Here is a 15,195-nt window from a genome sequence, read left to right as displayed (position 1 = left end):
ATATTTTGATTGATAGATATATAACGTTGATTTACAGCATGATGTTGCGTAAAGGGTATAGGGCTCAGTAATTTGAATGCATTTGGCACACTATTATTTGCGCTACTCTTTTTATTTCTTGCTAATTCAGTTTATAGTATACCGATTCATTCTCTAAGGCAACTAATAATTCTTGCGAAATATTAACCTTTTGTTTTCTACTGGGCATATGCAATTTTAGTTGTTCTTCCATCTCGTAGATTACAAAATTTAGTGTGTGATTTCCAGAGTGTTCTGTTAATAATTCCTTTAAACTATCGATGCTTTGGTCACTAAGATTATTGATATCTAATTGAATAGTTAATTTTCGAGCATAGGTTTCCATGACATCATGTAGCAATTGAAAACTATTAAACTGTATTCTAGGGTCTCCTTTTTTACCAGTATCACGATTCACCCAACCTTCTTTTATAAAGGCTTTGGTGTACACGAATGTGCTTTGAACCAGAAATGGGCGATGCTTTAGGTATTCTTCGCCAAATACTCTGAATTCGTGGGCGGTATTATAATCTTCTATAATAAAAGTTGCCCAACCTTTGCCATTTTTTGAAGTACGATGTTCTACGCTAGTAATAACGCCTCCAAACGAAATTTCTCTATTGATATTACTTTCTAAATCCGCAAAATTAAGTAAGGTGCCATTACAGAAATATTTCATTTCATATTTAAAATCATCTAATGGATGTCCTGAAAGATATATTCCAACAACTTCTTTTTCTCGTGCGAGTTTTTCCATAGTTCCCCATTCCTCACATGGTGGTACCACTGGTTCTGGGATTTGTACCTCGCTAGCTTCTCCGAAGAGACTTACTTGAGAGGAATTTTCATTTTCCTGATACTTAGATCCGTACTTCATGGCTTTTTCAAGAAAGGTGATGTCATCACCATCCTTATGAAAGTATTGTCCTCTGTGGGTTCCTATAAAAGAATCAAACCCTCCTGCCAAAGCAAGACTTTCAAAAGCCTTTTTATTAGCTGCTCGAAGATCTATACGTTTTGCCATATCAAAAATCGATCGATACGGACCATCTTCTTTTCTATTTTCAACAATAGTGGCTACAGCACCTGTACCGACCCCTTTTATAGCTCCCATCCCAAAACGAACGGCACCATCTTTATTTACTGAGAATTTTCGGTACGATTCATTGACATCGGGACCCAAAACATCAAGTTTCATCCGTTTACATTCTTCCATAAAGAAAGTGACTTGCTTGATGTCGTTCATATTGTTAGAAAGTACAGCTGCCATATATTCTGCAGGATAATGTGCTTTTAGATATGCAGTCTGATATGCAATCCATGCGTAACAGGTAGAATGTGACTTATTAAAGGCATAGGCTGCAAAGGCTTCCCAATCTTTCCATATTTTTTCTAATTTATCTTCTGCATGTCCTTTTGCTGATGCTTGCGAGATAAATTTAGGTTTCATCTTATCAAGTACAGCTTTTTGTTTCTTACCCATAGCCTTACGAAGGACATCGGCTTCACCTTTTGTAAAATCTGCTAGTTTCTGAGAAAGAAGCATCACTTGCTCTTGATATACTGTAATTCCGTATGTTTCTTTTAGGTATTCTTCACAAGCTTCGAGGTCATAAATAATTTCTTCTGTACCATGTTTACGGTTAATAAAACTTGGGATATATTCTAATGGTCCAGGACGATACAGAGCATTCATGGCGATTAGATCAGCAAAAACTGTCGGTTTAAGCTCCTTCATGTATTTTTGCATTCCAGGAGATTCATATTGAAACACCCCAACAGTTTCCCCTCTCTGGAATAAGGCATAGGTTTCTTCATCATCTAGCGGAAAGTTTTCTGGGTCCAGTTCTACTCCATGTTTTGCCTTTACAATTTTCACCGTATCCTTGATGAGGGTAAGGGTCTTTAATCCTAAGAAATCCATTTTTAGTAATCCCGCATCCTCAACAACAGAGTTGTCAAATTGCGTACAATACATATCAGAGTCTTTGGCAAGTGCCACAGGAACGAATTTTGTAATATCATCTGGTGTAATAATGACACCACAGGCATGAATCCCTGTATTTCGTACGGATCCTTCTAGAACACGTGCTTGATTAAGTGTTTCTGCTTCGAGATCACTACCCTCAGCAATATTGAGAAGTTCATTTACTTTTTCTAGCTCATCACTTCTAAACTTTTTTTTCAGTATGGCTTCATCTACGCCGAATATCTTTCCTAATTTTGACATATTAGGAATAAGTTTAGAGATACGGTCAGCGTCTCCTAGCGGCAGATCAAGTACGCGAGCAGTATCTCTAATAGAGGATTTTGCTGCCATGGTACCATATGTAATAATTTGAGCTACCTGATTAGCACCATATTTTTCGATGACATAGTCCATGACTCGACTTCGTCCCTCGTCATCAAAATCTATATCAATATCGGGCATACTTACACGATCAGGATTTAAGAATCTCTCAAAAAGTAAGTCATATTTAATAGGATCTAAATTAGTAATCCATAGGCAATAAGCTACCGCTGATCCTGCTGCCGATCCACGACCTGGCCCCACCGATACATCCATGTCTCTGGCTGCACGAATAAAGTCTTCGACAATAAGAAAATATCCAGGGTATCCTGTTTTTTCAATTACTTTTAGTTCAAAATCAAGACGTTCATCAATTTCTGGAGTAATTTCTCCGTATCGTATTTTGGCACCTTTGTAGGTGATATGTCTCAGGTATGCATTTTCTCCGCGTTTGCCCCCGTCAGACTTATCTTCTTCAAATTGAAATTCTTCGGGAATCTCAAAAGCCGGTAATAATACATCTCTTGCAAGGACGAACGGTTCTATTTTGTCAACAACCTCTTGTATATTAATAATTGCTTCAGGAAGATCTTTGAATACTGTTTTCATTTCTTCAGAAGACTTGAAATAGTATTCCTGATTTGGTAATCCGTAGCGATAACCTCGACCTCTACCTATAGGGGTAGCTTGTTTTTCACCGTCTTTTACACATAATAAAATATCGTGGGCATTGGCATCTTCTTTTTCACAATAATATGTATTGTTAGTAGCAATAGTTTTGATGCCATATTTCTTAGAAAAGTTGATTAATACTTGATTAACTCGATTCTCATCTTCTTGATTATGGCGCATAATTTCTATGTAGAGATCATCTCCAAATTCCTGATGCCACCATAATAAGGCTTCTTCTGCCTGTTTTTCACCTATATTTAGTACTTTACTTGGGACCTCACCATATAAGTTTCCTGTAAGTACAATGATATCTTCCTTATATTGCTTAATAACTTCTTTGTCTATTCTAGGGAGATAGTAGAATCCATCTACAAAACCAATCGAGGACATTTTTGCCAGATTGTGATATCCATTTTTGTTTTTGGCAATGAGTACGATCTGATACCCATTATCTTTTCGTGATTTGTCGGTATGGTTTTCACAAACAAAAAATTCACAACCTACAATAGGTTTTATTTCTATTCCCTTTGGTTCTTCTCCATTTTCTATAGCTTCGGCATTAGCCGCTTTGACACTCTTATTGTGATTGGCAACACCTTGAACGAAATGAAATGCCCCCATCATATTGGCATGATCTGTCATGGCAACAGCATTCATTTTGTGTTTTGCCGTAGTTTTGATCAGATCGGGGATACTTGTGGTTGATTGTAGAACTGAGAATTGGGTATGATTGTGTAAATGAACAAAATTCACTTCATCCAGAGCCGCAATATTAGCATTGATCTCCTGTTGAGACAGGTCGGTTCCTTCCTTTTTGCTCAGAGCTTCTTGGATTTTTTGAGAAGCTTTTTTAAGATTGATGTGTTTTAGACCTATTAATTGAATAGGTTCAGTGTTTTCTTTTGTGAAATTTTGAAAATAATCCTGCTCAACGTCTAATTCTTCCTGAGTAAAGATTTGTTTACGAATTAGTTCTAGAAAACAACGTGTTGTGGCTTCTACATCTGCTGTTGCATTGTGAGCTTCACCAAAAGCAACACCGAAAAGGTGTTGATGTAATTCGGTAAGTGTAGGGAGTTTAAATTTACCTCCACGACCTCCCGGTATCTGACATAAACTTGCAGTTGTCTCGGTACAAGTATCTAATACAGGAAGTTCTTGTAGTTTATTTGCTACCTCAAGACGATAAAATTCTGCTCCCATGATATTGACATCAAAACCAACATTTTGACCAACCACAAATTTGGTTTTAGATAATGCAATATTGAACTTTTCTAAAACCTCAGATAATGGAATTCCATCTTGCTGGGCCAACTCGGTAGAGATACCATGAATTTTTTCTGCATCATAAGGAATATTAAACCCTTCAGGTTGTACAAGGTAATCTTGATGCTCGATACAGTTCCCCATCTCATCATGTAACTGCCATGCAATTTGGATACATCTCGGCCAGTTATCACTATCACTAATGGGAGCATCCCATCGCTTCGGTAATCCAGTTGTTTCGGTATCAAAGATTAAATACATAAAAAATAAGTTTACTCAATTTTGATCGGGGTATTGTTCGTAACCTCTTTTACGTTCTACGGTAAAGAGTATTAGCATATTCCATTATTTTTTCTAAAAAGCTAGGTGCTACCTATACTGTCTTATCCCTTTCTGGTAATTGAAGTGTAATTAAAATCAAAAATACTTAAAAGGAGGGATTCGATCTGTAAAAGTTATTCAGAATTATTAACTAGGGGTATATGTGAAGAATGCTTTTTTGAGTAGTAAGTTTCACTACACAAGATTATGATAGGGTTTATAAGTAAAAAAGTGTTCATTTTTTTTATGAACACTTTTTCGGTTAAGTTGAGTAATTATAGGGGTAATATATGTGTTTGCTTGTACAAATTAGCTTTGTTTATTCTATGTCTGTACAGGTGCTGTTTCTTGTTTTAGTATCCGAAATCAAAACTTCCATTTGTAATTTGATTCCCTCCTCTGGTTTCGAAATTAAAAGTTCCGCTAATACATTTAGAATCTATGTTATGTTCTGTAATTGTTAGCGTTCCGGATAATGCAGAAGATTTGTCATTATTAAGACTATGAGAAGCACTAAAGCTTCCTGATCCTGATAGGTCATAAGTCCCAGGTGTCACATTTGACAAGAATACTATTGATATTTCATCAGTTTCGTTAGCAGCATTGATACGAATAGAATATACATCATTAAGTTCGTTAAGCACTGCCGAATGATCATCAGTAATCATTTCAGAACCATTAACCAATGCGGTAAGTGATGCGTTAAGTAAGCATGGGTTGCTGATGTTTTGATCTTCTTCATTTTCAGTTTCATCTTCTATAAAACCATTTTCAATAGGTAGTCTGTAAAACCATCCATCTTTAAAACTTATTGTATTGCCGTCATCATCTTTTAGATCGTCGAAGTAAAAATTACCTGTTATCTCATTATCATAGATTTCGGTGATAGTTACGGTTCCGTCAGACTCGTCGTTTTTAGAAACAAATTTAGTTTGATTTTGCTCAAAACTAATTTTGCTAATAGTTTGTTGACTTGTTTTATAGGATCCAACCTTTTCTGAGGTTGTAGTAAAGCTGATTGTTTTGCCATTGTGGCTTCCTGTTATAACCAAAGTTCCGTCATCATATAGGACTGCTTTTTTGATAGATGATACAAAAACTTCTCCATCAATTTTTGCCTGAAGCGCAGGGTTATTAACTTCTATGTCTGTAGTACAAGAAGTTAAAACTAATAGACTGGCAATAAGTAGGTACGTAATTTTTTTAATCATAATTAGGGGTTTTTGGTATAATTTCTATTTAAAAACCATAATTAATAGAGATTTATAGGTGCAAACATAGCTTGAAAACAGGAGTAAAACAAATTTTATCACGATTAAATGTATATTTATTCGATGAAATACACAAAAAATAACATTTTTAATTTATAAATGTAAAAATATTCAACTTTTCCTTCGTTGTTTTTGGTTTTTATCGTTTAAGTGCATGAAAATAAGATGTTTTGTACTTGTACTTTTTTAGAAATGACAATAGATTACTATATTATTGTTATCTAATTTGTTACAGAAAAATCGAATGTGAGAGCATTTTTTTTAGAATGGTTTAACCTTTTAGAGGCGTACATATATAAAATCGACAGTTCGTTTTTCGTTATATTTTTTTAGAGACCGTGTTTGGAGATTAAAAAACTAGAAAGGATATATGCGTAGGACCCCATTGATTTTTTGTGTTTTTAATTGATTTTCTTGTTTTTATAAAAATAAAAAGATTACTATTTGATTCGTTTTGGTTAAAAAGGATTATATTTGCGCCCTTAATTATAAACAGGGTCGAGAACCCAAAAATTAATTTTATATGCCTGTTAAAATCAGATTACAGAGACATGGTAAAAAAGGGAAACCTTTTTACTGGATCGTGGCAGCAGATGCTAGATCAAAAAGAGATGGTAAATTCCTTGAGAAATTAGGAACTTACAACCCTAACGTAAACCCTGCAAATGTTGACTTAGATGTTGATGGAGCAGTAAAGTGGTTACAGAATGGTGCGCAACCTACGGATACAGCAAAAGCTATTTTGTCTTATAAAGGAGCATTATTAAAGAATCACCTTGCGGGTGGAGTAAAGAAAGGTGCATTGACTGAGGAACAAGCAGAAGAGAAGTTCCAAGCTTGGTTATCAGAAAAAGAAGGTACTGTAAACTCAAAAATAGATGAGTTGGCAAAAGCTGAAGCAGCAGCAAAAGCAAAAGCTTTAGAAGCTGAGAAAGAAGTAAACGCTAAGCGTATTGCAGCGAATGCTCCAGTAGTAGAAGAAGCGGCTACAGAAGAAGTTGTTGAAGCAGCTACAGAAGAAGTAACAACAGAAGAAACTAGCAACGAGGAAGAATAGTTGCGTTATAAACGATGAAGAAAGAAGAATGCTTCTATCTGGGTAAAATCGTAAGTAAATTTAGTTTTAAGGGTGAGGTACTTATTAAGTTAGATACCGATGAACCTGAAAGTTATGTAGGAATGGAATCAGTATTTGTTAGTTATAACAATAATCTGGTTCCATTTTTTATTGAAAAAAGTTCACTACATAAAAGCGATTTACTTCGAGTAAAGTTTGAGGATATTGACACCGAAGAGGATGCCGATGATCTGATGAAAGCAGAACTATATCTGCCCCTCACAATGTTACCCAAACTAGAAGGGGATCAATTTTATTATCATGAGGTTATTGGATTTATGGTCGTAGATACATCTTTTGGAGAAGTAGGAGTTGTTACTTCTGTGAATGATAGTACTGCACAGGCATTGTTTGAGATCGACAGAAAAGGAATTGAAATTCTTATTCCTATGAATGATGAGTTTATCGATAAAATAGATAAAGAGGCCAAGATAATCTATGTGAACACTCCAGAAGGCTTGATTGACCTTTATTTATAGTAGAATATCAAATGGGCAGCCATAAATTTCTATAAAATGCACACCATTTCTGAAGTACTATTTTTGTAGTTAATAATAATGAAGAAGCCATTTCAATTTAAGCAATTTACAGTACACCAGGATCGCTGTGCTATGAAAATTGGTACAGATGCAGTACTACTAGGTGCGTGGGTAGAAATAGAAAATTCTGTTCAGTCGATTTTGGATGTTGGTACAGGTACGGGAGTATTGGCACTAATGGCCGCGCAGCGGTCGTCTGCAGAAGTTATTGATGCTCTTGAAATCGACGCAGATGCGTATGAGCAGGCCGTAGAAAATTTTGAAGCTTCTTCTTGGGGGGATCGGTTGTTTTGTTATCATGCCTCTTTTCAGGAGTTTATGTCAGAAATAGATGATCAGTATGACTTGGTAATTAGTAACCCGCCTTTTTATGTCGAAGCATATCAAACTCATGATACGCAACGCAATTTAGCAAGATTCGAAGATGCGTTACCTTTTGAGCACCTGATTATAGGTGCAGGGAAACTAGTGTCTCCTGTGGGAAAATTAGCTGTGATTGTGCCATATACAGAAGAAGAAAGGATGATTTCTCTTGCATCTCATGTGCAATTATATCCAGAGAGAATTACAAGAGTGAAAGGGACACCAACATCAGAAATTAAGAGAAGCTTGTTGCTTTTTGGAAGAGAAACTTCTGCGATTGTCACAGATGAACTGGTTATAGAATTTGAGCGCCATCAATATACTGAAGCTTATATAGATCTTACTAAAGATTTTTACCTCAAAATGTAATTTTTTACTTAAACTTAAGTCTCACATACAAAAAAAGGAAGACGTATGAGAAACATCTTCCTTTCTTACTAAACTGAGACAACGAATGTATTGGTTGTAAGAACAGCTATTCAAAATATGTCGTTGCCTACTTTTGATTGGTTATTTGTCTTACTATAACTGCTCTTATGTATTTTGGGACTACCATTTTTGTGTTCAAATACTCAAATGGTGTAAAAGGGGGATAAAAAAATTATTTCTTGCTAATCCATTTTCCGTTTGCATCACAAAAAACTTCCATTTCTTTATCTCCTTGCTTCAATAATAACTTGAACTCAGAAGCATCTTCTTTAGCAGCGGCACTTTCGATAATTGCACCCGCATAGTCAGTACTTACAGCATCAATTACTGTTTGAGGTAAATTTTCTACGGCAAGATCTATGTATTTATCTTGAATCGGTGTAGTCACTTCGATAGCATCAATAACAGCTACTTCATTGGCATTAATGTTTTGTGCTCCTACTAATAATCCAAAAGCTACTGCTGGCAATACAAATAAATTTTTCATTTTTTTTAATTTTAAATTAAACGTGTTTGAATTTGGTTAGTGTTACGCTAAGAGTATATAGAAGAATTATGCCAGATCTAATGTGGTGTGTGGTAAATGAAGTGTAACCTGTTGTTTTATAGATTTTTGTATGTTTTTAAATGGAATGTGTATTTTTTTTGGAGGGATCGTATTGTGTAGAAAAAAAGAAAGAACTGCGGAATTAGTACACGGAATTTGAATGAAAATACATGTATTATCTAACTAATTTTTGTAAAAATTTGTCTTTTTTTAAGGGGTGTGATAGATTTAGAATGTGTATTTAGTTAAGAAATCAACTTTTTTTTTGATTAAATACATTTATTTCACATTTATATGTAGTAGTTTTGATAATACTGCAATATGATGATAGAATATGATGAGATAGCATTTACAAAACAATACTATACCTAGAAAGAAAGCAATGAAACCAGATCTGTTTGAAGCCCCCGATTATTATAATCTCGATGAATTATTAAGTGATGAGCACAAAATGGTGCGTGATGCAGCTCGATCATGGGTAAAGCGAGATGTGTCCCCGATTATAGAAGAATATGCTCAACGGGCAGAATTTCCGAAACAAATTATAAAAGGACTTGCCGAAATCGGTGCATTCGGTCCTTATATTCCTGTAGAATATGGTGGTGCTGGTTTAGATCAGATTAGTTATGGTTTGATTATGCAGGAAATAGAGCGCGGAGACTCGGGAGTAAGATCTACTTCTTCTGTACAATCATCACTTGTGATGTATCCTATTTGGAAATACGGTTCTGAGGCTCAACGAAAAAAATATTTGCCCAAACTAGCATCGGGGGAATTTATGGGGTGTTTTGGTCTTACCGAGCCCGATCATGGGTCTAACCCTGGCGGAATGACAACTAATTTTAAGGATAAAGGAGATCATTACCTTCTTAATGGAGCCAAACTTTGGATTTCTAATGCGCCTTTTGCTGATATTGCAGTAGTCTGGGCTAAGAATGAAGAAGGAAGAATTCATGGGATAGTGGTAGAACGGGGCATGGAAGGGTTTACAACACCAGAAACACATAATAAGTGGTCCTTACGGGCATCTGCTACAGGAGAGTTGATTTTTGATAATGTTAAGGTTCCCAAAGAAAATCTGCTACCAGGTAAAAGTGGATTAGGAGCCCCTCTGGGATGCCTGGATTCTGCACGATATGGTATCGCTTGGGGTGCAATTGGTGCTGCCATGGATTGCTATGACACCGCATTGCGCTATGCCAAAGAACGAATACAGTTTGATAAACCTATTGGTGCCACACAGTTGCAACAAAAAAAGTTAGCAGAAATGATTACCGAAATTACCAAAGCACAATTATTAGCATGGCGATTGGGGGTTTTGCGTAATCAGGGTAAAGCTACTTCTGCACAAATCTCAATGGCAAAACGTAATAATGTCGATATGGCTATAAACATCGCCCGAGAAGCTAGGCAAATTCTAGGCGGAATGGGAATCACAGGAGAGTATAGCATTATGCGACATATGATGAACCTCGAAAGTGTAATTACCTACGAAGGAACACATGATATCCACTTGCTAATTACCGGAATGGATATTACGGGACTTTCTGCTTTTAAATAGGCAGGTGATAGCATTCAGTTATGGGCTTTGTTTTTTATTCAATTCTTTTTTGTCAAAGAATCCAAACCTAAAGTCTACTGCTTCATCATAGACATAACACTGAATCGTATTATTATAGCTTATTGGTGCATCTAGTGCTTTCATGGTGTTAATGATGCGATAGAGCTTTCCTTTCGAAACCCCTAATTTTGATGCTAATTCTGTAGGTGTTCCCGTGGCTTTTAGACGAACCAGCTGATCGATTCGCTCTATAAATTCGATGTACTTGATAACGTTCATAATTTTTTATTTACTGACAACTGAGTTATATCAGTTGTTGTTTACAAAAATTGATACTAAAAGGGGTGTTATAAGTATATGTCAGTACCGTAAAGAATGTTACGGTAAAAAAGTAATTTTTTCAATATTGATTTACATACTTCTATTTTTGATGCAGATAAAAAGAACCCAGAATTCTATTGAAATCAAGAAAATAGTAGTTTTAATACTATATAATTAGATAGGTATCTGCAATAGATTTCTAATGTGTAAAGCGAGTAATAGATTGTTTCAATCTATAAAAACCAGACGTTATAATAGTTTTTTCGAAGTATATATAAAATAGATCACCCTTTCTAATACCGCTCGCAAGCATAGGCAAACGATGAGTTTACTTCTATTAACATTATAATATAAAAATGACTACATAAGGGTAATCTTTGTCTCTACTAAGATCATAAAGCTATAAGGGTATAATAAAGGAGCAAGAAAAAATAGAGTAATAGTATGTGCTATTCTGATAAACGTTTTAAAAGATTAGAAGCCTTCGTTTTATAGGTGCCATCATAGCTGATGATTTTTTTGAGTAACCGAATCGTCTTTTTCGGTTGGTTTAATTTTAGGTGTGTAAGTGCTATATACCAAGTCGCTACTTCGTTATAGGTACTGGTATTTGGGATGTTTTCGAATAAGGAAAGAGCCTTTTTTTCTTGATTAGTATTAAGATAGCTATTACCAAGATACAATTGTAGGGGTTCCTGATTTGCTAAATTGGCATACCCTCGTAATGCTGTAACTACAGAGTCATAACTTTTATTTGAATAGTGTTGCATAATATGCTGCAATGTGGTGTCGGTATTTCCCCGAGTAACATCTTCTATAGGAAATGGTTGGTAGTATGCCAGATACAATTCCTTAGTCTTGTCATGAGTAGATGTTGAGGTATACCAGAAGAAAGTTCCTAACCCCAAAATAATTGCGATAGAAGCTGCAATTTTCCAATAATTCGCGAACCTGTTTGATGGCGTATTGTTCGATACTTCTTCTTCCTTAATACGAGTACTTATTTTTACTAACTTTTCCTTAAAAGCAAGTGTGTCAGTATCTCCTAAAATGGTATGTAATGCTCTATGTTTTTCAACTTCCTGAGCCAATTCGGGATTTGCTGTTATTTCTTTTTCAAAATCAGCATATTCATTTTCGGATAAAGTGTTATTAAGATACCCTTCTATTTTATCAAATATTTCCGGAGTTCTTTTCATGGCGGTTATTCTTTTTCAGAATCTTGATGTAGTTCCTGATATATAGGATCTTTTTCGATCATTTGTAATAAAGATTCTTTGCATTCAAATTTTTTCTTTCGGGTATACCCTTCTGTATATCCTGTGGTTTCTGATATTTCTTTCATACTTTTTCCAAGAAAAAGCAGATTAAGAACTTCTCGACAAGTATCACTTAGATTCATGAAATGTGTGCGATAGACATGTTCTCGATCTCGGTCTTCTATATCTGTTAATACTTCTGGATCAATCATTTCCTCATCATCACTCATATCTTCTGTTACCACGAGTCTTTTGTTTTTTCGTAGTCGATTTCTCCAGATATTTTTACATACCCCAAAGAAATAAGAACGAAAAGATGAAGAAGGTTCTATTTTTATAGTGTCCTCTTTTAATTTTTGATATATAAATACCAATCCATCCTGAAACACATCTTCTACATCTTCTTCACAACCTGAGTTTCTCAGAATATAAGGACGAATATATTTTATATTGTCCTTATAAAATTTGGTTAATACACCCTCATCTCCGGCAACGATACCTTTTAGAATTTTTTGATCTTCGGTGTTGTTCATAAGTATATGTGCTATGCTGGCAAATTGTTACTTTTTAGGGGTGTTAAATTTAGGTTAAAAAAACTACGATACCTTATAAATATAGGCAAAACATATCACTTGCGTATGTTTTTATACATACATAATATGGGGGTTTCAGTGCCACAATAATACAATATTCAGGATATTTATTAAAATTTGCAATACAAAACTCTAAAACAGAAATCAGTTAATTATATTGTAATACGCTATGTTCTTTTCTATCAATTAAAAATTGATACAGTATTACCATTCCCTTACTCCTTCTTTCTTGCGACTCTCCTATTTCTTGAGTCAATTAAAACGATGTTGTTGTTGAGTTTTCGATTTTTTTGATAAAAAACAGAAATTTACTTATCAAAAAGATCAATGCACTGAAGAAATCGCAATTTTAACTTAATAGTATTCAATTTAAAAATACTCTTCAAAATAACTAAGGAGGTTTCACGTTGATGCAATATGTAAAGTACATATGTTCCTGTTTTTTTTGGGATTAGTAATATGGCGACATAAAAGTCATACTACCGATTTACTTTTATAATGTCGTATCCAGGCGATGTTATTTTTTTATCTAAAAAAAGCTAAAACTATATTACGCAGCTTTAGATACGGAATATATGAACAAGGGATTTAGACGAAAAAGAACGAGTCAACATGCGCATTATATAGGGGTAAATTGGTATCAGATGTTTGGTAGGTGAAATATACACGCATTTTGACTTAAGAGTAGAAAGAATATAGTACATGAAAATATTTGGACATCGCGGAGCTGCAGGTCTTGCTGCAGAAAATACGCTAGAATCGATAATGGCAGCTTTGTTGTATCATGTAGATGGGATAGAGATCGATGTACATTGTTGTAAAAGTGGAGAGCTGGTGGTGATACACGATGAGACAATTGATAGAACTACCAACGGGATCGGTCCCGTAAGTGATTATACACTAGAAGAATTACAGGGATATAGAACAAAAGAAGGCTTTTTGATACCTACCTTGAGAGAGGTGTTAGATATTGTGAATGCGCAGTGTATTCTTAATATCGAACTAAAAGGAGAAGGAACAGGAGTTCCTTTAATTAAGTTGTTAAGAGAGTATGTGCTAAAAACCAATTGGGAATACCACCATTTTATTGTTTCTAGTTTTGATCACGAACAATTACTCACAGTAAAGTCACTAACATCAAACCTTCGTTTGGGAGTGCTCACAGAAGAAAACATAACCAGTGTGCTGGATATTGCCAAAGAAATGAGGGCCTATTCAATACATCCCCCAATTATATCTCTTAATCAAGAAGAAATTAATAGTGCTAAGGGACTGGGATACAAGGTGTATGTCTGGACTGTAAATTCTGCTTTGTTAATTCGTAAATCAAAATCGTGGAGTATTGATGGTATCATCACAGATTTTCCGAATTTTGCATAATGAACTATGATCTCCTTATTGTCGGTGGTGGTGCTGCCGGTTTTTTTACTGCAATTAATGTAGCCGAAAAGATACCCGGAATTCGAATCGCAATTTTAGAACGCGGAAAAGAAGTCTTATCAAAAGTACGAGTCTCTGGCGGAGGGCGCTGTAATGTGACTCATGCAGAATTTATTCCTAATGAATTAAGTAAGAATTACCCCCGAGGAGAGAAAGAACTCAAAGGTCCGTTTCATACATTTATGACAGGAGATACTATGGATTGGTTCGAACGCCGTGGTGTAGCTCTTAAAATAGAAGAGGATGGTCGTATTTTTCCGGTTACAGATGCATCAGAAACCATAATCAATTGTTTTTTGACAGAGGCAAAGCGCTTGGGGATTACAATTTTAAAAAATCATTCCGTTAAGAATTTTAATACCAATGGAGCACAATGGACGGTACATACCAGTCAGGGAGATTTTGAAACAGCAAAACTAATGATCGCTACCGGAAGTAATCCTAAAATGTGGGAACGCTTAACGGATCTTGGGCATACAACAGTCGCTGCTGTACCATCACTATTTACATTTAATATTAAAGATCCAAAAATCAAAGGACTGCCCGGAGTAGCAACAGAAGCTTTGGTACAAGTAAAAGGTTCAAAATTATCAAGTGAAGGGGCTTTGCTGATTACACATTGGGGGTTAAGTGGCCCCGCAATTCTAAAATTATCTGCCTGGGGAGCCATAGAACTTCATAAACGTGCCTATGATTTTGAGATTTTAGTGAATTGGTTACCGCAATGGTCACAAAATGATGTAATTGATACCTTGCACGAACGTAAAGGCCAGTTTTCGAAGCAATATATACATACCTATGCTCAATTTGAGCTACCCAAAAGACTATGGCAACGTTTGGTGATTACTTCGGGAATACAAGAGGATACCCGTTGGGCAGATCTGAGTAAAGTTCAGTGCAATACATTGTCAGAACAGTTAACTAAAAGTAGTTTTAGGGTGCAAGGAAAAAGTACTTTCAAAGAAGAATTTGTTACCGCCGGAGGGGTAGTGCTGAATGAAGTTAATTTTAAAACTTTTGAGAGTAAAAAACATGCAAATTTGTATTTTGCCGGAGAAGTTCTTAATATAGATGCTATTACAGGTGGGTTCAATTTTCAGAATGCATGGACAGGTGGTTTTATTGCTGCACAAGCCATCGCTAACAAAAAAGATGATTAAAAAAATGAGACCAAACAATAACTTTGCC

At 35.4% G+C, this 15,195-nt stretch carries 12 protein-coding genes; 6 read left to right on the top strand and 6 right to left on the bottom strand.

Annotation, left to right across the window (positions count from 1 at the left end; translation table 11 throughout):
* Positions 1-121: 121 nt before the first annotated feature.
* Complete coding sequence (gene dnaE, locus DZ60_RS0118040; RefSeq protein WP_025743424.1) at positions 122-4,507, bottom strand: DNA polymerase III subunit alpha; 4,386 nt, start codon at positions 4,505-4,507, stop codon at positions 122-124.
* Positions 4,508-4,920: 413 nt separating this feature from the next.
* Positions 4,921-5,778, bottom strand: a complete 858-nt coding sequence (locus DZ60_RS0118035) for a DUF6252 family protein (RefSeq protein WP_025743423.1) — start codon at positions 5,776-5,778, stop codon at positions 4,921-4,923.
* A 583-nt stretch (positions 5,779-6,361) separates the two neighbouring features.
* Between DZ60_RS0118035 and DZ60_RS0118030 the strand changes: the two genes are divergently transcribed.
* The 3 genes from DZ60_RS0118030 (at position 6,362) to DZ60_RS0118020 (ending at position 8,226) form a co-directional block, all read left to right on the top strand.
* Positions 6,362-6,895 (top strand): 30S ribosomal protein S16, encoded by a 534-nt coding sequence (locus tag DZ60_RS0118030; RefSeq protein WP_025743422.1) that lies wholly within the window; start codon positions 6,362-6,364, stop codon positions 6,893-6,895.
* Between the two features lie 14 nt (positions 6,896-6,909).
* The gene (rimM, locus tag DZ60_RS0118025) at positions 6,910-7,434 is read left to right on the top strand and encodes a ribosome maturation factor RimM (RefSeq protein WP_025743421.1); all 525 of its coding nucleotides are present in this window, start codon (positions 6,910-6,912) and stop codon (positions 7,432-7,434) included.
* Between the two features lie 78 nt (positions 7,435-7,512).
* A complete protein-coding gene (locus DZ60_RS0118020) occupies positions 7,513-8,226 on the top strand; it encodes a tRNA1(Val) (adenine(37)-N6)-methyltransferase (RefSeq protein ID WP_025743420.1) in 714 nt (237 codons plus the stop codon).
* A 232-nt stretch (positions 8,227-8,458) separates the two neighbouring features.
* Here DZ60_RS0118020 and DZ60_RS0118015 read toward each other — a convergent pair whose 3' ends face one another.
* Positions 8,459-8,773: a hypothetical protein gene (locus DZ60_RS0118015; protein WP_025743419.1), complete on the bottom strand. Its 315-nt coding sequence runs from the start codon at positions 8,771-8,773 to the stop codon at positions 8,459-8,461.
* A 442-nt stretch (positions 8,774-9,215) separates the two neighbouring features.
* Between DZ60_RS0118015 and DZ60_RS0118010 the strand changes: the two genes are divergently transcribed.
* Positions 9,216-10,394, top strand: coding sequence for an acyl-CoA dehydrogenase family protein (locus DZ60_RS0118010; protein ID WP_025743418.1), 1,179 nt, complete (start codon positions 9,216-9,218; stop codon positions 10,392-10,394).
* An 18-nt stretch (positions 10,395-10,412) separates the two neighbouring features.
* Here the strand turns inward: DZ60_RS0118010 and DZ60_RS0118005 are convergent, their stop codons facing one another.
* The 3 genes from DZ60_RS0118005 to DZ60_RS0117995 all read right to left on the bottom strand — a co-directional run bounded on the left by DZ60_RS0118005 (position 10,413) and on the right by DZ60_RS0117995 (position 12,507).
* Complete coding sequence (locus tag DZ60_RS0118005) at positions 10,413-10,673, bottom strand: hypothetical protein (protein WP_025743417.1); 261 nt, start codon at positions 10,671-10,673, stop codon at positions 10,413-10,415.
* 491 nt (positions 10,674-11,164) lie between these two features.
* Positions 11,165-11,914: a tetratricopeptide repeat protein gene (locus DZ60_RS0118000; protein ID WP_025743416.1), complete on the bottom strand. Its 750-nt coding sequence runs from the start codon at positions 11,912-11,914 to the stop codon at positions 11,165-11,167.
* A gap of 5 nt (positions 11,915-11,919) precedes the next feature.
* Positions 11,920-12,507, bottom strand: coding sequence for an RNA polymerase sigma factor (locus DZ60_RS0117995; RefSeq protein WP_025743415.1), 588 nt, complete (start codon positions 12,505-12,507; stop codon positions 11,920-11,922).
* A gap of 762 nt (positions 12,508-13,269) precedes the next feature.
* Between DZ60_RS0117995 and DZ60_RS0117990 the strand changes: the two genes are divergently transcribed.
* Entirely contained in the window at positions 13,270-13,947 is a 678-nt protein-coding gene (locus DZ60_RS0117990) for a glycerophosphodiester phosphodiesterase (RefSeq protein WP_025743414.1), read from the top strand.
* Positions 13,947-15,167 (top strand): BaiN/RdsA family NAD(P)/FAD-dependent oxidoreductase, encoded by a 1,221-nt coding sequence (locus DZ60_RS0117985; RefSeq protein ID WP_025743413.1) that lies wholly within the window; start codon positions 13,947-13,949, stop codon positions 15,165-15,167. The genes DZ60_RS0117990 and DZ60_RS0117985 overlap by 1 nt, the downstream gene beginning before the upstream one ends.
* The last annotated feature ends 28 nt before the right edge of the window (positions 15,168-15,195 follow it).

It is taken from the genome of Aquimarina pacifica (assembly GCF_000520955.1).
In the GTDB taxonomy this organism is placed as follows: domain Bacteria; phylum Bacteroidota; class Bacteroidia; order Flavobacteriales; family Flavobacteriaceae; genus Aquimarina; species Aquimarina pacifica.
The sequence above is the reverse complement of the archived record's forward strand: the minus strand, read 5'-3'. Positions and strand labels throughout refer to the sequence as shown.